Genomic DNA, 22,136 nt, shown 5'->3' on the forward strand with positions numbered 1-22,136 from the left:
GCCAATTCCATCGTCACCCCCAACCACCCGGGGGCCGTTCACGCACAGGGTTTCCGTGTGCGGACCAGTACTGGCCGCATCGCCCGTAGGCTGAACGTTCGCATGGCAACAGCAAAAACAGCCGCAAAGAGCGGGCCATCTGCCGTTACGAACAGTATCGCACACAATTGAGACAAGGCTGCTGTCCTTAACGATACAGCAGTAGCTCCCGGACAGAGACAGGCACGCATGTCCCGTCTGTTCCGGGCAGCCTGACAACCTTGATGCCCGTCAAGATTGCCGCAAGCAGCCTGTCCCCCCAGCGAGTGAATCGCTGACACAGTGGTAGCAATTTGAGGGGGTCAGCAGCAACGAAACTATGATGTTGACTCTGCCTTTGGCCGCAAAGAATCTCCTGCACCTGCAGCAACCAGCCAAGGCTTTGCCCAAAAAACAAGGCGCTGCAATTTGCAGCGCCCTGACAACTTTTCAACAGCTCGTGAGCCTTATTGGCGGAGCGAATCTCAGCCCAGTGCCTTCACGCGTGCGGACAGGCGGGAGATTTTCCGGGAAGCGGTGTTTTTGTGGTACACACCTTTGGTAACGCCGCGCATCAGTTCGGGCTGAGCTGCGCGCAGAGCTGCAGTTGCAGCTTCTTTGTCGCCGGAAGCGATGGCTTCTTCAACTTTACGCAGGAAGGTGCGGATGCGCGAACGACGGGCTTTATTGACGGCAAAGCGCTTCTCGTTCTGACGTGCGCGCTTCTTGGCCTGGGGCGAATTTGCCATGGTGTCTGACCTTATCTCGGGTTCTGTTTCTATCGGACGCAATGCCAGCCAGCCCCGGGATCATTCACCGGTGTGATTCTAGCCTGAGCGGGCTGCACGCGCATGTATGAGGGCGGCGTTTAGCCAACTCTGTGCAGAATTGCAAGGGCGCCGGCCCGGATTGCAAAACGGCGGGATATACAGCCCGCCGCTCTAAAAGGTTCTCTGACGCTTATTTGTCGCGGAACTGCGCTTCACGCTTTTCCAGGAAGGCCGCCATGCCTTCCTTCTGGTCTTCGGTCGCAAACATCGAGTGGAACACCCGGCGCTCGAACAGCAGGCCCTCGCTCAGCGGCAGCTCGTAAGAGCGGTTCACCGTTTCCTTGACCGCCATTGCCGTCAGAAGCGATTTCTCCGCAATCTTTTGCGCCGCGGCGGTCGCTTCCTCGATCAGCTTCTTGGCCGGCACGACGCGGGACACCAGTCCGGCGCGTTCGGCTTCCTCGGCATTCATAAAGCGGCCGGTCAGGTTCATGTCCATCGACTTGGATTTGCCCACGAAACGGGTCAGACGTTGTGTGCCGCCGATCCCAGCCACGACACCCAGGTTGATCTCCGGCTGGCCGAACTTGGCCGTTTCCGCCGCGATGATGAAATCGCACAGCATCGCCAGCTCGCAGCCGCCGCCCAGCGCATAGCCCGCCACCGCCGCAATGATCGGCTTGCGGATCGCGGAAATGCGGTCATTGGCATCGGCAAACAGGTTGGTGGAAAACACCTCGGTAAAGCTCATCTCCGACATCTCTTTGATGTCGGCACCGGCGGCAAAAGCCTTTTCCGAACCGGTCAGCACGATGCAACGTACCTTGTCGCTGGCATCAGCCTCTTCCAGCGCGGTGCATAGCTCGCCGAGCAGTTCCTGATTGAGCGCGTTCATCGCCTCCGGGCGGTTCAGTTTAATGAGGCAAACGTGGTCCTGCACATCGACGTTGATCGTCTCGTAGGCCATGATTTCTCTTTCGGTTGTTCCGTTCAGATCCGAGTCCTTACCAAAAGGGTCCCTCTGATCAAGCTATCTTTGGCACTTTACACAGTAGAAGGTGGAGCGCCCCGACTGGGTGATTCTGGCGATTGACCCTGCGCAACCGATCCGCCGGCAGGGTTCGCCCTCGCGCCCGTAGGCATCGAATGAATGCTGAAAATATCCAAGTTCACCAGATGCTTGCCGAAAATCTTTAAGCGACGATCCGCCTGCGCGTATGGCATCCTGCAACACCTGCCGGATGATCGGCACCAATGCCGCCACCCGATGCGCGGCAATCTGCCCGGCCTTGCGCCGTGGCGAAATTCCCGCACGGAAGAGCGCTTCGCAGACGTAGATGTTACCGAGCCCCGCGATGATTCCCTGATCCAGTAATGCGGATTTCACCGGTGTGTTGCGCCCTTTGAAGGCAGCAATCAGGTGATCTTCGTGAAAGTCATTGCCCAATGGTTCCGGCCCCAGCACCGCCAGCAGCTTGTGGCTGTCGGCCGTCGCCGTCTCCAGCAGATCCATCGCCCCGAACCGGCGCGGATCGTTGAAGGTGATGCGGGCGCCATTGTCCATGTCCAGAACCACGTGGTCATGCTTCTCCGCTTGCGGATGCTCATGCACGAAGTGCCCCAGCGGATCGCCCGACACCGTTATCCGCCCGGACATGCCCAGATGGATCAGCAATGTCTCTTCCGTGTCGAGATCCGCCAGGATGTACTTCGACCGCCGTCTGAGGGCATTGACCCGCGCACCGGTCAGCCTCTCTGCCATCTGTTCCGGAAACGGCCAGCGCAGATCCGGGCGGTTCACCTGCGCCCGCGCGATCACAGCCCCCTCCATCGCAGGCGCCAAACCGCGTTTCACCGTCTCGACCTCGGGCAATTCTGGCATTACACCCCTCCTGAACCAACGGGCCGCATTGTGCCTGCCCCACAGCGCCTTATAACAAGGGCGAAACTCAGCAAACGGCAAGTGGCATGAGCAACACCAGCGACAACACCACCCATTTCGGGTTCGAAACCGTCCGCGAGGAGGAGAAGGCCAGCCGTGTGCAGGGGGTCTTCAACTCGGTCGCCTCGAAATACGACATCATGAACGATGTGATGAGCGTCGGCATCCACCGGGTCTGGAAGGACGCGATGATGGACTGGCTGGCGCCGCGCCCGGGCCAGCGGCTGCTGGATGTGGCAGGCGGCACGGGTGACATTTCCTTCCGGTTTCTGAAGCGCGCGGGCCACGGCCATTCCACCGTGCTCGACCTCACCCGCCCGATGCTGGAGGAGGGTCGTAAGCGTGCCGAGGCAGAGCAGATGGCCGACAGCCTTGATTGGGTCACCGGCGACGCGATGAAGCTCCCGTTCAAGGACAACACCTTCGACGTTTACACAATCTCCTTCGGCATCCGGAACGTGACCCGCCCGCAAGAGGCGCTGAACGAAGCTTACCGGGTGCTGCGCCCCGGCGGGCGGCTGATGGTGCTGGAGTTTTCGCAGCTGCCGAACGACGGGCTGCAGAAGCTCTATGATCTCTATTCCTTCAACGTGATCCCGCGGATGGGGCAGATGATTGCGGGCGATTACGACAGCTATCAGTACCTGGTGGAATCGATCCGCAACTTCCCGGACCAGGAGACGTTCCTAGGCATGGTGAAGCAGGCGGGCTTTGAAAACGCCAAATACCGCAACCTGTCGATGGGTATCGCTTGCCTGCATTCCGGCTGGAAGATCTGACCCATGCGCGGCCCTCATAATATTCTGCGCCTGATCCGGACAGGCGCCACTTTCGAGCGCACCGGCGCCATGCATTCGGTGCTGGAGGCGTTTGAGGCTCCCAAACCTCTGCGCATCCTGGCGCGAACCCTGGGCTGGCCGTTCAAATGGCTTGGCTACAAGGGCGATCCGGCAATGCCGCCGGAGACCCGCGCGCTGAACGCGCTGGGGCCCGCCTATATCAAGTTCGGACAGGTGCTTTCGACCCGCCCCGACGTGGTGGGCAAGGATCTGGCAAACCAGCTGCGTGTTCTGCAGGACAAGCTGCCGCCATTTTCCCGTGCTCAGGCTTTGGCCGAGGTGGAAAAAGAGCTGGGCCGCCCGGCGTCGGAAATCTTCTCCGATTTCAGCGATCCCGTTGCCGCCGCCTCCATCGCACAGGTGCATCGGGCCACGCTGGCGGAAACCGGTGAAGAGGTTGCTGTCAAAGTGCTGCGCCCCGGGATTGAGCGCGCCTTCAACAAGGATGTGGACGCCTTCTACTTCGCTGCCCGCATTGTTGACCTGTTCGCTCCCGGCGCCCGCCGCCTGAAGCCGATGGACGTGATCGAGCATTTCGACGGCGTTGTGCAGGGTGAGCTGGATCTGCGGCTGGAAAGCGCCGCCGCCTCGGAATTTGCCGCCAACACCACCAAGGACGAGGGTTTCCAGCTGCCGGACATCCGATGGGCCTATTCCGCCCGCCGGGTGATGACGATGGGCTGGGCCGACGGAATTCCGCTGGGTGACAACGACGCGCTGGATGCGGCAGGACACGACCGCAGGCTGCTGGCCAACCGCGTCCTGTCTCTGTTCCTGCGCCACGCGCTGCGTGACGGCTTCTTCCACGCTGACATGCACCAGGGGAACCTCAAGGTCGCGGCCAATGGCGATATCATCGCCTATGACTTCGGCATCATGGGTCATATCGACGAATACACCCGCCGGGTCTACGCCGAGATCCTCTATGGCTTCATCAAGCGCGACTACAAGCGCGTGGCCGAGGTGCATTTCGAGGCAGGTTACGTGCCCGCCAACCGCGACGTCGATGAATTCGCCCGCGCCCTGCGCGCGGTCGGCGAGCCGATCTTCGGCATGGACGCCTCGCAGATTTCCATGGGCCGACTGCTGAACTACTTGTTCGAGGTGACCGAGCGTTTCGGTATGGAGACCCGCACCGAGCTGATCCTCCTGCAGCGTACCATGGTAGTGGTCGAGGGTGTCGCCCGCTCGCTGGACCCGCATATCAACATCTGGGAAGCGGCCAGGCCGGTGGTTGAGGACTACATCAAGAAATCCATCGGCCCGCGCGCCGTGGCCTCCGACCTGCTGGAGACCGCCAAGGTAATGGCCCGCTTCGGCCCGCGTCTGCCTGCGCTGGTGGAACAGGCGCTGATTGCCCAGGCCGCACAGAATGGCGTCCAGACCCGCAACACCGGCAACTGGGTTGCACCGGCTGCCTTGGGAGCTGCCGGCGGTGCGGCGCTGTTTGCAGCGGTGGCCCTTCTGATCTGAAATCCGGCCCCGGCAGAAGCGCAGTGGTTTCTTGCCGGAAGTCATCGCGGCGCAAGCGGGCCGCAGGCTCTGTGCGGCCGGCCTTGGCATTTACAGCGAAACGCCGGCCCGGGCCTGCGGCTTTGGCAGCTGCCCCAGAGCGCATGCATCAGAAGCCAGACTATCTATTTAAGGTTGATTATCTTGTGTTTCTAGCACGTTGACTACCGGGCAAGCCGGCAGCATGATGGCCCCAAGTTCGGACTGGCCGTTTCTTCCAAAACCGCAGGATTGCAAGGAGGGCGCTGGATCAGCTCTGCCCCTCTAAGAAGCACTGGCGGCCAATTGCCTGTTTCCGGCCCCATAGCAGCAACAACGGAACCCGGTAATGAAACGTCCGCGGAAAGTCCTGCTTGTCGAGAATGATGAGTTCGCACGCTACATGATGCGCGAAATCATTCTGGCACTTGGCGTGGACGTTGAAATTGCTGCAGACGGGCAGCAGAGCATCGATATCCTCACCGCGGCTCCGCACGATTTCGGGCTGGTGCTGATGGATCTGCACATGCCGCAAATCTCCGGAATCGAGGCAACCCGCCAGATACGCCAGTCGCGGCTCGACCTGCCCGGCAATCTGCCAATTATCGCGATGACTGCTGACGCCGCCTATCAAAACGACGCCATTATCCAGGAGCTTGGCATGACCAGTTTTGCCTCCAAGCCAGTGACCCCGGGTCAGCTTTTGAATTTGATTGATAAGTTCTGCGACGCAGCCTAACCGGTTCGAATCCGCCCGCGCACGACCGCGGGGGTTGAAACCCTACTTTCAGACTTTTCGGAGACGTGTTGAAGAATGGAGCACCCGGAACAGGATATGACGGCAGAAAAAAACGGACCGCTGCCGGACGAGGACAGCACGCAAAAAGATAGCCACAGCCGGGACTTGCGGGTCGCAGGCATCGCTGCCTCGGCCGGCGGTCTGGAGGCCGTCTCCCTGCTGGTTCAGAACCTTCCCCGGTCGGCCAACGCTATCTATGTGATTGCCCAGCATATGTCCCCCACCCACAAAAGTGTGCTGACATCGCTGATCGCGCGGGAAACCTCGCTTCCGGTGGTGGAATTGAGCCGCGTCACGGAACCCGAAGCCGGCACCATCTACGTCACCCCACCCGACACAGACGTGGTGTTCGAAGACGGCAAACTCCGCTTGCGCAACCCCGCAGGCCATCCCGCAACGCCGAAGCCATCGGCGGACCGGCTGTTCCAGAGCCTTGCCAAGGAATGCGGTGAAAACTGTGTCGGAATAGTGCTGTCGGGAACCGGCAGCGATGGCAGCTACGGGGTGCAGTCGATCCGCGAGGCCGGAGGTATCACAATCGCTCAAGAGCCCGGTTCTGCCAAATATGACGGTATGCCTGCCTCGGCGATCGAAACTGGCTGTATCGACCTGATCCTCACGCCAGAACAGATCGGCGAACACGCGGAAAAAATACTAGCCAAGCCGCGTGACCTGGAACTGTTGCGTTCTGCCGCAGATGAACCCGGCAAGCTTACCGAGCTGTTCAGCATCCTTATGGCCCGCACCCAGGTCGATTTTGCCGATTACAAGGAAAACACGCTGAACCGCCGCATCGCCCGGCGGATGTCGGCGCTCAGCATCAATGACTATGAGAAATACGTCGATTACTGCCGGTCCAACGTTGACGAGGTGGATGCGTTGCACCGCGACTTACTAATCTCGGTCACACGCTTCTTCCGCGATCCGGACCAATTCCGAAAGCTGAACGACCAGGTCGAAAAGCAGCTGGCAGACAGGGGCCCCGGTCCGATCCGGGTCTGGGTGGTCGGCTGTGCCACCGGTGAAGAGGCCTATTCGATCGCCATTCTGATCGCAGAGATCCTCGGCGGCATTCACGCGCTGACTAAGGGCAACGTGCAGATCTTTGCCACCGACATCGACCAGAACGCCATCGAGGTTGCGCGCAAGGGAACCTACCCGATCTCGGCAGCCCAAGACATTCCGCCCAATTACCTGAAAGATTACTTCGATGTCGGTGAAAGCGACATCACGGTCCGTCAGGAGCTGCGCAATGTCACGCTGTTTTCGCGCCACAACGTGTTCCAGGACCCGCCATTCATCAACGTGAACCTGGTCACGATCCGCAACGTGCTGATCTACTTCAACCATGCCTTGCAGGAACGGGTGCTGACCCGGCTGCATTATTCCATGGCGCCGGGAGCCCTGCTGTTTCTTGGCACCTCGGAGACCGTTGGCGAGATGGGCATCTATTTCGAGGCCTGCCAGGGATCGGACAAGATCTTCGGCAAGCGCCGCGGGATTTCCGGAGAATTGTCTGTCTCCTCCAGGGCGCAGGGCAATGGCAATCTGCGGACCCTCAATCTTAGGAAATCGCCTGAACGGGCGGCCGCAGAACAGGCCGCACAGGCCGACCTGTCGCTGGCCCGGGCCGTTGCCCCCAATGGCATCATCTGCACCCGCCACGGCGATATCATCGAAGTTCTGGGCGACATCAGTGTTTACAGCGAAATCCGGGCCGGCATGTCGACTTCGCTCAACGTCAAGATGCTGATCGAACCGCTGCGCGGCGAGGCCTCGAGCCTGATTGCGGTGGCCATCCGCAACGAAGAGCGCCGCGACGGCCGCTGGCACACAGTCTCTTTGCCCACCGGAAACCGCGTCCAGTTGCAAGCCTTCCCTTTTGTCAGCCGCAACGGCGGCGAGGTTCACTGCCTGCTGGCGATCAACACCAAATTCGAAGAGCAGAAGGAATTCACTTTCGAAGAGATCTCCGACCGTGACCAGCGCGATTACGTTGAGCGCATGGAAATGGAGATCCGTGCGACCCAGGAGGCGCTTCAGCAGACAATCGAAGAGTTGCAGACCGCAAACGAGGAGCTCCAGTCCGCCAACGAAGAACTGCAATCCACGAACGAGGAATTTCAGGCCACCAACGAGGAACTGGAAACCTCCAATGAGGAACTGCAATCCACGAACGAGGAATTGCTGACCGTGAATGAGGAGCTGCAGATCAGCTCAGCGGAGCGTCAGGCGCTGTCTTCGGAGCTGGAGGCCATGCTGGCCTCGTCGCCTTACGCCGTTGCGCTGGCAGACCAGGCCCTGATTGTCCGCCGCGTGTCGCGCATGGCCAACGACGTGCTGGGTATTGGCGAGCTGCCGCCAACCGGCCTGCACCTCAGTCAATGCAACCTGCCGCGCGGCTTCCCGGCCCTGGCACCGATCGCCAATACGGTGCTGCGGCTTCAGGAGACCCGGCGCATACCGATCATGTCCGGCGGCCGTTGCTACACGCTGGTCATGTCGCCTGTTTTGGATGTGCATAACAAGCTGATTGGCATCTCGATCACCATAACCCGCTTTGACAACGAGCCCTCCTACAATGTTCTCAGGCTGGTCAGCAGCGTTGCCAGGCTTGGGTTCTGGACCCACAACCTGGATACCGGAGAGACATTCATGTCACCGGAGGCTCAAACTGTCCTTGGCATTGAGGACAGCTCCGCCAGCTTGTCCTTCGAAGACATTCTCAACCGCGCCCATCCCGAAGACCAGGCGGGCTTGCGCGCATCGCTGGACAAGCTTCGCGATGGTGGCGGTTCCTTCGAGTTCGACGCCAGGTTCTTCGACGATGCCAGGAACTCCCGCAACCTCAAGGGCAGCGTGACGGTGTTCCAGGATTCGCATGGGGAGGCCGTGCAGTTTATTGGCGTATGCTGGGACAAAGCCCAGATCAATGAGCGGGAATTGCTGCTTGATTGCAGCGCGGCGATTCAGGAGCATTTGTCCATCGGCGTCTTTTCCATCGACGTTCTGAACAACGTGCCCGTGTGGACTCCGGCAATGTTCGACCTGCTCGGCTATGATCCGGAAACAAATGTGCCTTCGGTAGAACTGCTGCTGAAGCGCGTCCACCCTGATGACTTGGCTGACGTCAGGGACGGGCTTCAGCAAGTGCTGATGAACGGCCGTCCCTTCCATCGTGCAGTGCGCGTGCGCAATGCGGAAGGCACCTGCGCGCGCGCCCTCCTGTTTGCCCAGGCAAAGCGGGAAAAGAGTGGCCGGATATCCCACGTCTACGGCGGGTTGCAGATGTCAGGCACCGCCTCGGAATAGGCAGGAAAAAAACACCCGTATGCTGGCAGCTGCGAAGGAGGAACGACAGATCACAAACCGCTCAGCATTCCGCCTGCACCGCAAACGGCCGGGTATTGCCCGGGGCAATGCTTTCGGCTTGCCGTTTGCCAGCTGTCTCACCGGCGGTCCCTTGAAAATCATCAAAGGTGCCGCCTATGCTGCCTGAGGACGCAGACGTGAATGCCGATGTGCTGAGCAAGGCGTTTCTTGCGTCCCCGTACGGGTCTTTTATTCTGGATTGGAACGGCCGCATCCTTGTCTGCAATCGGCGGGCAGAACGCAGTTTCTGCCCGTTTTCTCCATCTGGCAGCGGCGCACTGGCTGGAACCTGTTTCAGCGAATTGACCCTTCAGAACCGCGACGACGTAGTGTCCGGCCTGCGGAAGGGCGCCGCTGCAGGAGCCGTGAGCTTCCCCATGGCCGCCGGTAATCTTGGCACGCCAACGCAGGACACCGAATTCCGTCTTTCGCTGCTGCGGTCCGCCACCAAGGGCGAGCGGCTGATCCTCCTGACCCAGGATCAGCTGAGGCTCACAGCGGACAGATTGCGGCAAATGAACGAGATGCGCGGCAAGCTGCGCGGTGAACTGCACTTCGCCAAGGACGCAAATCTGAAGCTGCAGGAAACCCTGTTTTCCATGGAGGCCTTTGCCCATGCCGCTTCGCACGACCTGCGCACTCCGATCAACACCATGATAGGTGCCCTGCAGTTCTTCTCCGATCACTACAGCGCCGGGCTCCCGGACACCGCCCAGGAGTTCTTGCAGCACATGGCCCGGGCGGCCCGCCAGATGGACAGGCTGACAACCCAGCTGCTGGACCATTCGGTCTCAACCTCTTCCCGCATCAGCTTTCAGGAAATCGCTATGAAAGATGCGGTTTCAGAGGCCTGCGCCAGCCTGCAGCAGGAAACGCAAGCCTGCGGCGCGCAGGTCCGCATTGAAGGGAACGGCACGGCATTGCAGGCGGACCCGACCTTGCTGCACTTGCTGCTGACCAACCTCCTGTCCAACGCGATCAAATACCGGGATCCTGCCCGCCCGCTGAAAATCACCATCAGGATGGAAGGCACCGGCCGCGAAGAATGGACACTTTCGGTGGCCGATAACGGAATCGGTTTTGACCCGCAGGAGAGGCACCGCATCCTGCAGCCGTTCCACCGGGTGCACCGCGAAATCGACGGCAACGGGATCGGCCTGTCAACCTGCGCCGAGATCTGCCGCCGCCATTCCTGGCATCTCCTTGCAGACGGTGAACCCGGAATGGGTGCAGTCTTTACGATATCCTGCGGCTAATTTCCCCGGCCCGCCTGAAAGCCCTTTAAAAGCAATCCGTTCAGGGAAATTCCGGTGGGCCGCGAGGTTAGACTGCCGCTGCAGTTGCGACCCGTCCGGTCACATGGTCAACCATGCTGAGAAGATCAGAAAGGTTCACCGGCTTGCGCAGAACCCAGCGGATATTGCGGCTGAGGGTAAATAACTCCCCGCCGGAAAACAGCCGGCTGCCGGTGATGTAGACCACCGGAATATCCGGGCGCAGCAAGGCGGCGTAATCTGCCACTGGAAGTGACATTTCTTCCCCGATCTTCAGGTCCAGGACCAATACGTCGAACGGCATTCCGGTCAATGCAGAAATGGCTTCGCTGCAGCTGGTGACTGCCGTCACAGTGTACCCAGCTTCCTGCAACGCCATACTGAAGGTGAAGCGGACACCGATATCGTCTTCCAGAAGCAGAACATTGGCTGTCACATTGATACCCTATACCGACGTCACTTGCACGGGATCACGCAACCCTTGCGCATTCCCGCCCGCTTTCGCAACCCCGGGAGGTGAATTCTGGAACGAATTCCGGCAATCACTTGGAATCGCCAGCTATTCTTAAGGGGTAATTACTTCTACTTAAAATTGCATAATCTGTATATGTGGACGGCGATATTTTATCGCAAAAGCCGTTCTGTCCGGGCAGGGAGCGCCGAAGCGACGCTCCCCGCGGGATCTTTGTCAGAGCCGTTCGATCGCCATCGCAATGCCCTGGCCGCCGCCGATGCACATGGTGATCAGACCTTTGGAGCCTCCGGTCCGCTCCAGTTCATAAAGCGTTTTCAATGTGATAATCGCGCCGGTTGCGCCCACAGGATGGCCCAGCGCAATTGCACCGCCATTTGGGTTCACCTTGGCCGGATCCAGTCCCAGCTCCTTGTTCACGGCCAGCGCCTGCGCGGCAAAGGCTTCATTCGACTCAATCACGTCGAAGTCGCCAGCGGAAAGGCCGGTTTTCTCCAATAGGTTGCGCACTGCAGGAACCGGGCCGATGCCCATCACTTCCGGGCGCACGCCGGCATGGGCATAGCCGAGGATCCGCGCCTTGGGTTTCAGCCCCGCCTTCTCAGCCGCGGCAGCGGTGGCCAGCACCATGGCCGCCGCGCCATCGTTGATTCCGCTGGCATTTCCGGCAGTTACCCGGCCGTCCTTTTGGAACACCGCCCTCAATCCGGCCAGTGCCTCGGGAGTAGTGGCCTTGGGATGCTCGTCCACCTCAAACGGCACCAGATCGCGCTTTACCTTCACTTCAACCGGGGTGATCTGGGACTTGAAATGACCGGCCTCGATCGCCGCTGCCGCGCGGGTCTGGCTGGTGAGGGCGAAGTCATCCATCTGCTCGCGGGTGATCTCATGCTCATCCGCCACATTTTCGGCTGTCACCCCCATATGGCCGGTGCCGAACGGGCAGTTCAGCGCGCCCAGCATCATGTCGAGCGACTTCACATCACCCATCTTCGCGCCCCAGCGGCTTTGCTGGATAATGTAGGGGCTGCGCGACATATTCTCGGCGCCGCCAGCCAGCGCGAACTCCGCATCGCCCATGGCAAGCGACTGATAAGCCGAGACAATTGCCTGAACACCAGAGCCGCACAGACGGTTCACGTTCATCGCCGGAACCGCATCCGGCACCCCGGCCTGCATCGCCGCGACCCGGCTCAGGTACATGTCGCGCGGCTCTGTGTTGATGATGTGGCCAAAGACCACATGGCCGATCTGGCCGCCCTCAACGCCGGAGCGTTCCAGCGCCGCCTTGGAGACCGTCGTGGCCAGGTCAATCGGCGCGGTGCCCGCCAGCGCGCCGCCAAAAGTGCCGATCGCGGTGCGGGCGCCATCCAGGATCACGATGTCATTCATACTCTCTCTCCTCGTCAGATTTGCCCTATCATGCACCCGCAGCATTGATCTGTCTGCTGATACGTGCCGTCATCAAAACGCCGCGTCACCTGGCTGTCACCCCCCGTGCACCCCCTTTACACCCCCGTTGCACCGCCGCAGCGCAGCACCGGGTTGCGCCGGAACATTTGACAAATCGGCCCCATCGGCGCAGAGAATCCGTCATGACGGAAAACACAGACGATATCCTGACCCTGCTGCCCGCCCGCCTGAAAGAGGCGCGCCGCGCTCAAGGTCTGAGCCTGGAGGCGGTCGCCAACCTGTCGGGCGTCAGCCGCTCGATGGTGAGCCAGATCGAGCGCGGCGAAAGCTCCCCCACCATTGCGACGCTGTGGAACCTGACCCGCGCGCTGCAGGTGGATTTTGCCGGGCTGCTGGAAGCGGGCGACATGCAGGACCGGATCGAGGTGCTGCGCGCGGCGGATGTTCCCAAGATCGAGAACATGGGCCAAGGCTGCCGGATCCGCATCCTGTCGCCGCCGGAAGAGGCTGGCGGGCACGAGGTTTATGACATCCGGTTTGATCAGGGCGGCGCGCTGATCAGCCAGCCCCACACCCGCGGCGCGGTAGAGCAGCTGACAGTGCTGGATGGCGAGATTGCAGTGAGTTCCGGAAATGCCAAGGACCAGCTGCAGGCCGGCGACACCGCCCGCTATGCCGCCGACGTGGCCCACTCGATCACCGCGCCAGAGGGGCCGGCGCGGGTGTTTCTGATCGTGAAAAACGCATAAGCAGTAACATCTTCCCGCTTAGCCGGACAACAAAGCCCGCAACTGGCAAGGAAGACGTTTGATACCTTTACCGCTGCCCCCGGCAGATTCTGCTGCGCAATCCTAGAGAAACAGGCGACGGCCTTACGCAGCCGCTAGATGCGGGCCGGGACATCCGTAAGATGTGCTGGTCGGCTGCATCGGCAGGAAAACCCCTCGCAGCGGCTTTTATGCACAAAGCCCTTGAACGACTCGGGTGTCCGGCCCATATGTGGACCGCTTACGTTATTCTTGTCGATCCACTGTCTCCCGCTTCGCGGCGTTATCAGTCTCTCGATCCAGACCGACTACGCCAGGCTGCCGCACTTCCGCGGGCAGCACACACCAAGGAGACTACGGATATGGCCACCGGCACCGTAAAATGGTTCAACACCACCAAAGGCTACGGCTTCATCGCACCCGACGGCGGCAGCAAAGACGTGTTTGTGCACATCTCCGCTGTTGAGCGTTCCGGCCTGACCGGCCTGGCGGACAACCAGAAAGTCACTTTCGACATCGAAGCAGGCCGTGACGGCCGCGAGTCGGCGGTGAACCTGCAGCTGGCATAAGCCACGCAGCATTGCAGATCGGAAGCGCGGTTCCTGAAAAGGGGCCGCGTTTTCCTTTTGGGCGGTCAGCCCTTGTTCTTCTCGTCCCAAAGCTTGGGCTCCCACAGCTCCACCTTGTTGCCCTCTGGGTCCATGATCCAGGCAAAGCGGCCGTTTTCATGGGACTGCGGCCCTTGCAGGATGGGGATGCCTGCGGCGGTCAGCTGCGCGATCATGCCGTCCATGTCATCGACCCGGTAGTTGATCATGAAGCCGGAGGTGCTGGGCGCAAACCATGTGCCGTCGGGGTCGGCAGTGCCCCAGACGGTGAGGCCGCCGTCCTCTGCCGTGTCGTCCTGCCAGTTGAGGATGGCGCCGCCGAAATCCGTCAGCTCCAGCCCCAGGTGATCGCTGTACCATGCCGCCAGCGCCTTGGCGTCGCCGCGCGCCTTGATGAATACACCGCCAATTCCCGTCACCCGTGCCATGTGTGCAATCCTCCCTAATTCGGGGCAGATAGTCCGGTTTGGCGGAATTTCACCGGCCACGTCCAGTTTCACGGATTTTTTTCCGTAATGCTGAAATCCTGTATTCCGGAAACGCATCCGCTATGATAGACACGCGACTCGAGACACCAAGGGAGTTTGCGCATGTCCACTGCTTTTCTGACCGACATCTCCAACACACTGGCCCAGATCGAGGGTGAGGGGCTGTACAAGCGCGAGCGAATGATCACCTCCCCGCAGGGGGGTGAGATCACGGTTGGCGGGCGCGAAGTGATCAACCTGTGCGCCAACAACTATCTGGGTCTGGCCGACCACCCCGCCCTGATCAAGGCCGCAACGGATGTGATGGAGCCGAAAGGGTTTGGCATGGCCTCGGTGCGGTTCATCTGCGGCACCCAGGACATTCACCGGGAGCTGGAGCAGCGGCTGGCGAAATTCCTCGGCAAGGATGACGCGATCCTGTTTGCCGCCTGTTTCGACGCCAACGGCGGGCTGTTCGAGCCGCTCTTGGGGCCGGAGGATGCGATCATTTCGGACAGCCTGAACCATGCCTCGATCATCGACGGCATCCGGTTGTGCAAGGCCAAGCGCTACCGCTATCTGAACAGCGACATGAACGACCTGGAGGCCTGGCTGAAGCAGGCGCGCGAGGACGGGGCGCGGCATATCATGATCGCCACCGACGGCGTGTTCTCGATGGACGGCTACCTGGCCAAGCTGCCTGAGATCCGGGCGCTCGCGGACAAATACGATGCGGTAGTGATGGTGGATGACTGCCACGCCACCGGATTTATGGGGGCGACGGGCGCCGGCACGCCGGAGCATTTCGGGGTGGACGTTGATATCGTCACCGGGACATTGGGCAAAGCACTTGGGGGGGCCATCGGCGGTTATATCGCCGGGCCGCAGCCAGTGATCGACCTGCTGCGGCAGCGGGCGCGGCCCTATCTGTTCTCCAATTCGCTGCCGCCATCAATTGTTGCTGCCGGGCTGGAAGCGATCCGGCTGGTGGAGGAAGGCGACGGCCTGCGGGCGCAGCTGTTCGAGAATGCGCGCTACTGGCGGGCGGGGCTGGAAAAGCTTGGCTTTGACCTGCTGCCGGGTGAGCATCCGATCATCCCGGTGATGCTGGGCGAGGCGCAGCTGGCGCAGGATATGGCGGCGCGGCTGTTTGACGAGGGCGTCTATGTCTCCGGCTTCTTCTTCCCCGTGGTGCCGCGCGGCCAAGCGCGTATCCGGACGCAGATGAATGCCGCGCTGACGCGGGAGGAGCTGGACCGGGCGCTGGCGGCGTTTGGCAAGGTCGGCAAGGAACTGGGGATTGTGTCATGAGCCGCCCGAACACGATGAAAGCGCTGGAGAAGAGCCATCCGCAGGAGGGCCTGTGGATGGTGCAGGCGCCGGTGCCGGAGATCGGCCCGGACGAGGTGCTGATCAAGGTGAAGAAGACCGGCATCTGCGGCACCGACATTCACATCTGGAACTGGGACGAATGGGCGTCCCACACCGTGCCGGTGCCGATGATTACCGGCCATGAGTTCGCGGGCGAGATCGTCGAGATCGGGCGCAACGTCACCGATCTGGCGGTGGGGCAGCGCTGCTCGGGCGAGGGGCATCTGATCAAGACGGATTCGCGCCAAAGCCGGGCCGGTAAGTTCCATCTGGACCCCGGCACCCGCGGCATCGGGGTAAATGAGCAGGGCGCCTTTGCGCAGTATCTGAAGTTGCCCGCCTTTAACGTGGTGCCGCTGCCGGATGATATTCCGGACGAGATCGGCGCCATCCTCGACCCGCTGGGCAATGCGGTGCATACGGCGCTCAGCTTTGACCTGCTGGGCGAGGACGTTCTGATCACCGGGGCCGGCCCCATTGGCATCATGGCGGCGGCGGTGGCGAAACATGCCGGTGCGCGGCATGTGGTGATCACCGATATCAACCCGGACCGCCTGACGCTGGCGGCGCATGTGGTGCCGGCGGTGCGTGCGGTGAACGTGGCCGAGGAAGACCTGCAGGATGTGGTCCGGGTGCTCGGCATGAAGCAGGGGTTTGACGTCGGGCTGGAGATGTCCGGGTCGCAGGCGGCGCTGGATCAGATGGTGGAGGCGCTGGTGATGGGCGGCAAGATTGCCCTGTTGGGCATTCCGCCGGGCAAATCGCCGGTCGACTGGTCACGCATCGTGTTCAAGGCGATCACCATCAAGGGGGTCTACGGGCGGGAGATGTTCGAGACCTGGTACAAGATGATCGCCATGCTGCAGAACGGGCTGGATGTGAGCCGGGTGATCACCCACCGGTTCGGGGTCGATGATTTTGCCGAAGGCTTTGCGGCGATGAAATCCGGGTCCAGCGGCAAGGTGGTGCTGGACTGGTCGTGATGTCCGGTAGAGGGGGCTTTGCCCCCTCGCGCCTTTGGCGCTCACCCCCAGAGTATTTCTGGAAAGATGAAATGGCGGATCAGGGTTCCAGCGGCACCCTGCCCGCCTCTGTCAGCAGCCAGCAGTCGCGGCCCTCGAACACGGCGGCGGTAAGCGGGCGGCCGTAGCCGGAGCCGCTGTCGAGGTTGATGCGGTTCACCCGGTGTTCGGCCTGTCTGCCCGGCGTGTGGCCGTGCACCACCAGCCAAGGGTGGACCCGCTCGTCGTTGAGGAACTCCTGGCGGATCCAAATCAGATCGTCCTCGCTTTGGCTTTCCAGCGGCAGGCCGGGGCGGATGCCCGCGTGGGCAAAGAGCAGTCCGCCCTCCTGGTAATAGGGTTTCAGTCGGGACAGGAAGTCCAGATGCGCCTGCGGGATTGCAGCACGGGCGCGGGAATGGGTCTGATAGATGCGGTCGCCTTCAGCCACTTCGACCCCGTAGGATTGCAGTGTTTCCACCCCGCCGATCCGGTCATGCAGCCAGTGATAGCCGATCAGCAGCCGGGCGTCGTTGCGCGGGTAGTCCTCCAGGAACATGGAAAACATCCGGTCGTGGTTGCCCTTGAGGCAGATCCACTTGCGCCCTTCTGCCTGTCCCCGGGCGAGCCGCTCGATCACGCCGCGGCTGTCGGGGCCGCGGTCGGTGTAGTCGCCGAGGAAAACGATGCGGGCCTCAGGGCCTCCGTCAGCCTCGATCCGCTGGAGAGCGGCGTCCAGCATCTCCAGCTGGCCGTGGATATCGCCGATGGCGTAGAGGGGGGCGGTCATGGCGGCTCCTGTTTGCGGGCAGTGCCGGATAGATGGCGCATTGCGGCGGGGGGCTCAAGCCCCGGGACCGCAGACGCCGGGCTGGCAATCCGGAGACAGCGCGCCACGTTACTGGCAAGGGTGTTTTGCGATCCAAGCGAACAGGGAGGGACTGAGATGGAAGGGATTTCGCGGTGGTTTATGCTGGCGGCGGTGGTGTCGGCGCTCGGCGGCATGGTCTGGGGCATTCAGATGTCGGCAAGCCAGGACCACCTCTTGTCGCCGGCGCATGGGCATCTGAACCTGCTCGGCTGGGTCAGCTGTTCGATTTATGCGTTCTATTACCACCTGCTGCCGGCCGCGGCCGGGGGCGTGCTGCCGCGGCTGCACCTGGGCACGGCGCTGCTGGCGCTGGCGTTGCTGGTGCCGGGCATTCCGCTGGCCATTCTGGAGCGGGGTGAGGTGCTGGCGCAGGCTGGATCGGCAACGGCGCTGCTGTCGATGCTGATCTTTACCGCGGTTGTGCTGCGGCACCGGCCGGACAAAGCGGTGTTCGCGCGTCAGAAGGGGCATTGAAAAAAGCCCCCGCGGCAGTGGCGGGGGCTTCTGCGGTCTTGCACCGGGACGTTTAGACGACGTCGAACTCCAGCGGCTTGATCTGGTTGAACAGGCCGGTTTCGGCAAGCTTGGCGCGGATCTCAGCCGGGACGGGCTCATCCACGTAGAGCAGCGCGATGGCCTCGCCGCCGGCCTCGGAGCGGCCCAGGGTGAAGTTGGCGATGTTGACGCCGTTGTCGCCCAGGGTATGGCCCAGGGTGCCGATGATGCCGGGCACGTCCTCGTTGGTGGTGTAGAGCATGTGCGCGCCCACATCCGCCTCGATGTTGATGCCCTTGATCTGGATGAACCGCGGCTTGCCGTCGGAGAACACGGTGCCCGCCACCGAGCGCTCGCGCTTGGAGGTGACGGCGGTCACCTTGATGTAGCCGTCGAAAGCGCCGGATTTGTCCTGGTTGGTGGTGGAGATCTGGATCCCGCGCTCCTTGGCGACCACCGGGGCGGAGACAAGGTTCACCTCGGGGTTTGCGCGCTTCATGATGCCTGCGACCACGGCGCAGTTCAGCGCGTCCAGGTTCATGCCGGCCGCGACGCCGTCATAGAGGATGTTGATCGCCTTGATCGGCTCATCCGTCATCTGGCCGACGAAGCTGCCCAGGTGGTCGGCCAGCTTGATCCAGGGGCCCATGACCTTGGCTTCCTCGGCGGTGACCGAGGGCATGTTGAGCGCGTTCTCGACCGCGCCGGTCAGAAGGTAGTTGGACATCTGCTCGGCCACCTGCAGGGCGACGTTTTCCTGCGCCTCGGTGGTGGCGGCGCCCAGGTGCGGGGTGCAGACCACGTTGGGCAAGCCGAACAGGGCGTTTTCCTTGGCCGGTTCTTCCGAGAACACGTCGAAGGCGGCGCCTGCCACATGGCCGGAGGTCAGGAGTTCCGCCAGTGCGGCCTCATCCACCAGACCGCCGCGGGCGCAGTTGATGATGCGGACGCCCTTCTTGGTCTTCTCCAGGTTTTCCTTGGACAGGATGTTGCGGGTCCGGTCGGTCAGCGGCACGTGCAGGGTAATGAAATCGGCGCGGGCCAGCAGCTCGTCCAGCTCCACCTTTTCGACGCCCATCTTGTCGGCTTTCTCGGTGCTCAGGTAGGGGTCATAGGCCACGACCTTCATCTTGAGGCCGCGGGCGCGGTCGCAGACGATGCCGCCGATGTTGCCGGCGCCGATCACGCCCAGGGTCTTGGCGGTCAGCTCGGTGCCCATGAACTTGGACTTTTCCCACTTGCCGGCATGGGTGGAGGCGGAGGCCTCCGGCAGCTGGCGGGCGACCGCGAACATCATCGCAATCGCGTGTTCGGCGGTGGTGATCATGTTGCCGAACGGCGTGTTCATCACAATGACGCCGCGCTTGGAGGCGGCTTCCTTGTCGATGTTGTCGGTGCCGATGCCGGCGCGGCCGATCACCTTGAGGTTATCGGCGTTCTCCAGGATCTTTTCGGTCACCTTGGTGGCGGAGCGGATGGCGAGGCCGTCGTACTGGCCGATGATTTCCGCCAGTTTTTCCTTGTCCTTGCCCACGTCGGGCAGGAAGTCGACGTCAATGCCGCGGTCGCGGAAGATCTGGACGGCGGCCTCGGACAGCTTGTCGGAGATGAGAACTTTGGGAGCCATGGCTTAGGGTCCTTATGAATGTCCCGGGGCGGTGGGCGGAATCGCCCACCCTACGGTGTTTGCTCTGGGCAGGGTGGGCAATTTGCCCACCGCCTGTTCAGGCGGCCTCGGTTTGGGCCGCGATCTCGGCCTCAAAGGCCCATTTGATCCAGGGCATCAGCGCTGCCACGTCGGTGGCTTCCACCGTGCCGCCGCACCAGATGCGCAGGCCCGGAGGCGCGTCGCGGTAAGCACCAATGTCATAGGCCACGCCTTCGGCTTCCAGACGCTTGGCCACAGCCTTGGCAAAGGCGGCGCCGTCCTGGATGCGTTCGTCGGTGAACTTGAGGCAGACCGAAGTGTTGGAGCGGTATTCCGGCTGTTCCGCCAGGAAGGCGATCCAGGGGTTGTCCTGCACGAAGCTTTGCACCGCGGCCAAGTTGGCATAGGCGCGTTCGCGCAGGCCTTCCATGCCGCCGACGGAGCGGGCCCAATCGAGCGCCAGCAGGTAATCCTCCACCGCCAGCATCGAAGGGGTGTTGATGGTCGCGCCCTGGAAGATGCCGTCGATCAGCTTGCCGCCCTTGGTCAGGCGGAAGATCTTCGGCAGCGGCCAGGCGGGGGTGTAGCTTTCCAGCCGTTCCACCGCGCGGGGGCTGAGGATGATCATGCCATGCGCCGCTTCGCCGCCCAGAACCTTCTGCCAGGAGAAGGTGGTCACATCCAGCTTGTCCCAGGGCAGATGCTGGGCAAAGGCCGCTGAGGTCGCGTCGCAAATCGTCAGGCCTTCGCGGTCTGCCGGGATCCAGTCGCCGTTGGGCACCCGCACGCCGGAGGTGGTGCCGTTCCAGGTGAAGACAACGTCATTGGTGAAATCGACGGTGGCGAGGTCGACGATCTGGCCGTAATCGGCGGTTTTGACGGTGGCGTCCAGCTTGAGCTGTTTCACAACGTCGGTGACCCAGCCGGAGCCGAAGCTTTCCCAGGCCAGCATCTCGGTGCCGCGGGGGCCGAGCAGGTTCCACATCGCCATTTCCACCGCGCCGGTGTCCGACGCTGGCACGATGCCGATCTTGTAGTCTGCCGGGATATTCAGGATCTCGCGGGTGCCTTCGATCGCCGCCTTCAGCTTCTCCTTGCCCACCGCAGCGCGGTGCGAACGGCCCAGCGGCGCGCCAGCGAGTTTCGACAGGTCAAAGACGGGAGGTTTGGCGCAAGGGCCCGAAGAAAAACGCGGATTGGCCGGCCGCGATGCCGGTTGTGCAATAGCCATCAATGCTACCCTTCCAGATAAGCGCCCCTCGTTGGGGAGGGGTGTCCCGCTTACAGAGCTAGGCTGCTGCAGCGCGGCACGCAACAGAAATATTGAAAGTTTGCGGCTGTTCATTCGTTTTTTGCGACATGATTTTCCACCATCGGAAACAGCCGCTCTGAAATAGCAAAATGGGCCGCTCCTTATGATCACCCCGGATTTGAACAGCTTCTTGCCGTCTGGCCGATGCCCCGGCGGCCCGCTATGACAAGGGAAATCCTGACGAAACGGAGCCCGCCGATGTTTGTTGCCAGCCTGCTTTGCAATCCAGCCAGCCCGGTGCTGGAACCCGCCCTGCCCGAATCGCTGCGCAATGCCTGGGGCGGCGGCGAGGCTATCTGGCTGGCGCCGGGCGTGGCGGCCGAGTTCACGCTGGAGCAGATGCCGGACAACCGCTGGCAGGTCTGGGAGGATCTGCAGCAGATGGGGGTGGATCTGGTGATCCAGCCGGCGGAGGGGCGCAAGAAGAAGATGCTGCTGGCCGACATGGACTCGACCATGATTCAGCAGGAATGCATTGATGAGCTGGCCGAGGAGGCGGGCGTCGGCGCGCGCGTGAAGGAGATCACCGCGCGGGCGATGAACGGCGAGCTGGATTTCGAGGGCGCGCTGGTCGAGCGGGTCGGTCTGCTGCAGGGGCTGCCGGAGACGGTGATCACCAAGGTTCTGGACGAGCGCATCACCCTGATGCCGGGCGGCAAGCAGCTGCTGGCGGTGATGAAGGCAAATGGCGCTTATGCGGCGCTGGTCTCGGGCGGGTTCACGGCGTTTACCGCACGTGTGGCGGCGGAGCTGGGCTTTGACGAGAACCGCGCCAATACGCTGCTGGCGGCAGACGGCAGGCTGACCGGCGAGGCGGCGCGGCCGATCCTGGGCCGCGAGGCCAAGGTGGAGGCGCTGGAGCAGATCACCGCCCGGCTGGGAATCGCTGAGGCGGACGTGATTGCCGTGGGCGACGGCGCCAATGATCTGGGGATGCTGAAACGCGCAGGCGCCGGTGTTGCGCTGCACGCAAAGCCTTCGGTGGCGGCGGAATGCGATATCCGTATCAACCACGGAGACCTGACAGCGCTGCTGTTTATCCAGGGCTACACCCGGAACGACTTCCAAGGCTGAGACCGCTCCCCGGGTCAGAGTCCGGGGAGCTCCCGCGCCCGCAGGAGCGGCTGCTGGCGCAGCCGCCCCTTGGCGGCCTTGGGCCCCGGGCGGGGCCCAATCCCTCTGCCACCGTCATAGGTCAATCCCTCT

Annotated in this window: 21 protein-coding genes; 12 read left to right on the forward strand and 9 right to left on the reverse strand. The window is 62.1% G+C overall.

The window, feature by feature from the left end; translation table 11 throughout:
• Nucleotides 1-503 precede the first annotated feature (503 nt).
• From rpsT to mutM, 3 genes are all read right to left on the reverse strand, one after another.
• Nucleotides 504-767 (reverse strand): 30S ribosomal protein S20, encoded by a 264-nt coding sequence (rpsT, locus tag AC4HIX_RS18565; protein ID WP_008556347.1) that lies wholly within the window; start codon nucleotides 765-767, stop codon nucleotides 504-506.
• A 211-nt stretch (nucleotides 768-978) separates the two neighbouring features.
• A complete protein-coding gene (gene acuK / locus AC4HIX_RS18570; protein WP_475048930.1) occupies nucleotides 979-1,755 on the reverse strand; it encodes an acryloyl-CoA hydratase in 777 nt (258 codons plus the stop codon).
• 63 nt (nucleotides 1,756-1,818) lie between these two features.
• On the reverse strand, nucleotides 1,819-2,670 hold the full coding sequence (mutM, locus tag AC4HIX_RS18575) for a bifunctional DNA-formamidopyrimidine glycosylase/DNA-(apurinic or apyrimidinic site) lyase (RefSeq protein ID WP_490400064.1): 852 nt from the start codon (nucleotides 2,668-2,670) through the stop codon (nucleotides 1,819-1,821).
• Nucleotides 2,671-2,756: 86 nt separating this feature from the next.
• Between mutM and ubiE the strand changes: the two genes are divergently transcribed.
• The 6 genes from ubiE to AC4HIX_RS18605 all read left to right on the forward strand — a co-directional run bounded on the left by ubiE (nucleotide 2,757) and on the right by AC4HIX_RS18605 (nucleotide 10,487).
• Nucleotides 2,757-3,509, forward strand: coding sequence for a bifunctional demethylmenaquinone methyltransferase/2-methoxy-6-polyprenyl-1,4-benzoquinol methylase UbiE (gene ubiE, locus AC4HIX_RS18580; protein ID WP_490400065.1), 753 nt, complete (start codon nucleotides 2,757-2,759; stop codon nucleotides 3,507-3,509).
• 3 nt (nucleotides 3,510-3,512) lie between these two features.
• Nucleotides 3,513-5,042 carry a 2-polyprenylphenol 6-hydroxylase gene (gene ubiB, locus AC4HIX_RS18585; RefSeq protein ID WP_490400066.1) on the forward strand — a complete coding sequence of 510 codons (1,530 nt, stop codon included), beginning with the start codon at nucleotides 3,513-3,515 and terminating at the stop codon, nucleotides 5,040-5,042.
• 367 nt (nucleotides 5,043-5,409) lie between these two features.
• Nucleotides 5,410-5,799 carry a response regulator gene (locus AC4HIX_RS18590; protein WP_490400067.1) on the forward strand — a complete coding sequence of 130 codons (390 nt, stop codon included), beginning with the start codon at nucleotides 5,410-5,412 and terminating at the stop codon, nucleotides 5,797-5,799.
• 96 nt (nucleotides 5,800-5,895) lie between these two features.
• Nucleotides 5,896-9,171: a chemotaxis protein CheB gene (locus tag AC4HIX_RS18595; protein WP_490400068.1), complete on the forward strand. Its 3,276-nt coding sequence runs from the start codon at nucleotides 5,896-5,898 to the stop codon at nucleotides 9,169-9,171.
• A gap of 19 nt (nucleotides 9,172-9,190) precedes the next feature.
• Complete coding sequence (locus tag AC4HIX_RS18600) at nucleotides 9,191-9,358, forward strand: hypothetical protein (protein ID WP_490400069.1); 168 nt, start codon at nucleotides 9,191-9,193, stop codon at nucleotides 9,356-9,358.
• 250 nt (nucleotides 9,359-9,608) lie between these two features.
• Entirely contained in the window at nucleotides 9,609-10,487 is an 879-nt protein-coding gene (locus AC4HIX_RS18605; RefSeq protein ID WP_490400070.1) for a sensor histidine kinase, read from the forward strand.
• Between the two features lie 67 nt (nucleotides 10,488-10,554).
• Here the strand turns inward: AC4HIX_RS18605 and AC4HIX_RS18610 are convergent, their stop codons facing one another.
• Both AC4HIX_RS18610 and AC4HIX_RS18615 read right to left on the reverse strand, forming a co-directional pair.
• On the reverse strand, nucleotides 10,555-10,941 hold the full coding sequence (locus AC4HIX_RS18610) for a response regulator (protein ID WP_475048914.1): 387 nt from the start codon (nucleotides 10,939-10,941) through the stop codon (nucleotides 10,555-10,557).
• 252 nt (nucleotides 10,942-11,193) lie between these two features.
• Nucleotides 11,194-12,369, reverse strand: a complete 1,176-nt coding sequence (locus AC4HIX_RS18615) for an acetyl-CoA C-acyltransferase family protein (RefSeq protein ID WP_475048912.1) — start codon at nucleotides 12,367-12,369, stop codon at nucleotides 11,194-11,196.
• A 203-nt stretch (nucleotides 12,370-12,572) separates the two neighbouring features.
• On the opposite strand from AC4HIX_RS18615, the gene AC4HIX_RS18620 reads away from it, so the two are divergent.
• The gene (locus AC4HIX_RS18620) at nucleotides 12,573-13,139 is read left to right on the forward strand and encodes a helix-turn-helix domain-containing protein (RefSeq protein WP_490400071.1); all 567 of its coding nucleotides are present in this window, start codon (nucleotides 12,573-12,575) and stop codon (nucleotides 13,137-13,139) included.
• Between the two features lie 380 nt (nucleotides 13,140-13,519).
• Nucleotides 13,520-13,726, forward strand: a complete 207-nt coding sequence (locus AC4HIX_RS18625; protein WP_490400072.1) for a cold-shock protein — start codon at nucleotides 13,520-13,522, stop codon at nucleotides 13,724-13,726.
• Nucleotides 13,727-13,791: 65 nt separating this feature from the next.
• Here AC4HIX_RS18625 and AC4HIX_RS18630 read toward each other — a convergent pair whose 3' ends face one another.
• Nucleotides 13,792-14,193 (reverse strand): VOC family protein, encoded by a 402-nt coding sequence (locus AC4HIX_RS18630; RefSeq protein ID WP_490400073.1) that lies wholly within the window; start codon nucleotides 14,191-14,193, stop codon nucleotides 13,792-13,794.
• Nucleotides 14,194-14,355: 162 nt separating this feature from the next.
• Here AC4HIX_RS18630 and AC4HIX_RS18635 point away from each other — a divergent pair, with 162 nt between their 5' ends.
• Both AC4HIX_RS18635 and tdh read left to right on the forward strand, forming a co-directional pair.
• Entirely contained in the window at nucleotides 14,356-15,543 is a 1,188-nt protein-coding gene (locus AC4HIX_RS18635; protein WP_490400074.1) for a glycine C-acetyltransferase, read from the forward strand.
• Nucleotides 15,544-15,557: 14 nt separating this feature from the next.
• Complete coding sequence (gene tdh / locus AC4HIX_RS18640) at nucleotides 15,558-16,586, forward strand: L-threonine 3-dehydrogenase (RefSeq protein WP_490400100.1); 1,029 nt, start codon at nucleotides 15,558-15,560, stop codon at nucleotides 16,584-16,586.
• Between the two features lie 79 nt (nucleotides 16,587-16,665).
• On the opposite strand, the gene AC4HIX_RS18645 is transcribed toward tdh, so the two are convergent.
• On the reverse strand, nucleotides 16,666-17,394 hold the full coding sequence (locus AC4HIX_RS18645; RefSeq protein WP_490400075.1) for a metallophosphoesterase family protein: 729 nt from the start codon (nucleotides 17,392-17,394) through the stop codon (nucleotides 16,666-16,668).
• A 156-nt stretch (nucleotides 17,395-17,550) separates the two neighbouring features.
• Here AC4HIX_RS18645 and AC4HIX_RS18650 point away from each other — a divergent pair, with 156 nt between their 5' ends.
• Nucleotides 17,551-17,949, forward strand: a complete 399-nt coding sequence (locus AC4HIX_RS18650) for a hypothetical protein (protein ID WP_490400076.1) — start codon at nucleotides 17,551-17,553, stop codon at nucleotides 17,947-17,949.
• Nucleotides 17,950-18,001: 52 nt separating this feature from the next.
• Here the strand turns inward: AC4HIX_RS18650 and serA are convergent, their stop codons facing one another.
• Together serA and AC4HIX_RS18660 are read right to left on the reverse strand one after the other, a co-directional pair.
• On the reverse strand, nucleotides 18,002-19,597 hold the full coding sequence (serA, locus tag AC4HIX_RS18655; RefSeq protein ID WP_490400077.1) for a phosphoglycerate dehydrogenase: 1,596 nt from the start codon (nucleotides 19,595-19,597) through the stop codon (nucleotides 18,002-18,004).
• Nucleotides 19,598-19,694: 97 nt separating this feature from the next.
• Nucleotides 19,695-20,849, reverse strand: a complete 1,155-nt coding sequence (locus AC4HIX_RS18660) for a phosphoserine transaminase (RefSeq protein WP_490400078.1) — start codon at nucleotides 20,847-20,849, stop codon at nucleotides 19,695-19,697.
• 279 nt (nucleotides 20,850-21,128) lie between these two features.
• Between AC4HIX_RS18660 and serB the strand changes: the two genes are divergently transcribed.
• Nucleotides 21,129-22,004, forward strand: coding sequence for a phosphoserine phosphatase SerB (gene serB, locus AC4HIX_RS18665; RefSeq protein ID WP_490400079.1), 876 nt, complete (start codon nucleotides 21,129-21,131; stop codon nucleotides 22,002-22,004).
• Nucleotides 22,005-22,136: the final 132 nt, after the last annotated feature.

The sequence above is a fragment of the Leisingera sp. genome (assembly GCF_982940295.1).

Excerpts from the sequence above, each read along its gene's own strand:
- rpsT (WP_008556347.1), bottom strand. The coding sequence starts at position 767 with ATGGCAAATTCGCCCCAGGCCAAGAAGCGCGCACGTCAGAACGAGAAG.
- mutM (WP_490400064.1), bottom strand. The coding sequence starts at position 2,670 with ATGCCAGAATTGCCCGAGGTCGAGACGGTGAAACGCGGTTTGGCGCCT.
- AC4HIX_RS18650 (WP_490400076.1), top strand. The coding sequence starts at position 17,551 with ATGGAAGGGATTTCGCGGTGGTTTATGCTGGCGGCGGTGGTGTCGGCG.
- AC4HIX_RS18645 (WP_490400075.1), bottom strand. The coding sequence starts at position 17,394 with ATGACCGCCCCCCTCTACGCCATCGGCGATATCCACGGCCAGCTGGAG.
- AC4HIX_RS18630 (WP_490400073.1), bottom strand. The coding sequence starts at position 14,193 with ATGGCACGGGTGACGGGAATTGGCGGTGTATTCATCAAGGCGCGCGGC.
- ubiB (WP_490400066.1), top strand. The coding sequence starts at position 3,513 with ATGCGCGGCCCTCATAATATTCTGCGCCTGATCCGGACAGGCGCCACT.
- AC4HIX_RS18615 (WP_475048912.1), bottom strand. The coding sequence starts at position 12,369 with ATGAATGACATCGTGATCCTGGATGGCGCCCGCACCGCGATCGGCACT.
- AC4HIX_RS18635 (WP_490400074.1), top strand. The coding sequence starts at position 14,356 with ATGTCCACTGCTTTTCTGACCGACATCTCCAACACACTGGCCCAGATC.
- tdh (WP_490400100.1), top strand. The coding sequence starts at position 15,558 with ATGAAAGCGCTGGAGAAGAGCCATCCGCAGGAGGGCCTGTGGATGGTG.
- AC4HIX_RS18620 (WP_490400071.1), top strand. The coding sequence starts at position 12,573 with ATGACGGAAAACACAGACGATATCCTGACCCTGCTGCCCGCCCGCCTG.
- AC4HIX_RS18660 (WP_490400078.1), bottom strand. The coding sequence starts at position 20,849 with ATGGCTATTGCACAACCGGCATCGCGGCCGGCCAATCCGCGTTTTTCT.
- AC4HIX_RS18605 (WP_490400070.1), top strand. The coding sequence starts at position 9,609 with ATGGCCGCCGGTAATCTTGGCACGCCAACGCAGGACACCGAATTCCGT.
- AC4HIX_RS18595 (WP_490400068.1), top strand. The coding sequence starts at position 5,896 with ATGACGGCAGAAAAAAACGGACCGCTGCCGGACGAGGACAGCACGCAA.
- AC4HIX_RS18590 (WP_490400067.1), top strand. The coding sequence starts at position 5,410 with ATGAAACGTCCGCGGAAAGTCCTGCTTGTCGAGAATGATGAGTTCGCA.
- ubiE (WP_490400065.1), top strand. The coding sequence starts at position 2,757 with ATGAGCAACACCAGCGACAACACCACCCATTTCGGGTTCGAAACCGTC.
- AC4HIX_RS18625 (WP_490400072.1), top strand. The coding sequence starts at position 13,520 with ATGGCCACCGGCACCGTAAAATGGTTCAACACCACCAAAGGCTACGGC.
- serA (WP_490400077.1), bottom strand. The coding sequence starts at position 19,597 with ATGGCTCCCAAAGTTCTCATCTCCGACAAGCTGTCCGAGGCCGCCGTC.
- acuK (WP_475048930.1), bottom strand. The coding sequence starts at position 1,755 with ATGGCCTACGAGACGATCAACGTCGATGTGCAGGACCACGTTTGCCTC.
- serB (WP_490400079.1), top strand. The coding sequence starts at position 21,129 with ATGTTTGTTGCCAGCCTGCTTTGCAATCCAGCCAGCCCGGTGCTGGAA.
- AC4HIX_RS18600 (WP_490400069.1), top strand. The coding sequence starts at position 9,191 with ATGCTGGCAGCTGCGAAGGAGGAACGACAGATCACAAACCGCTCAGCA.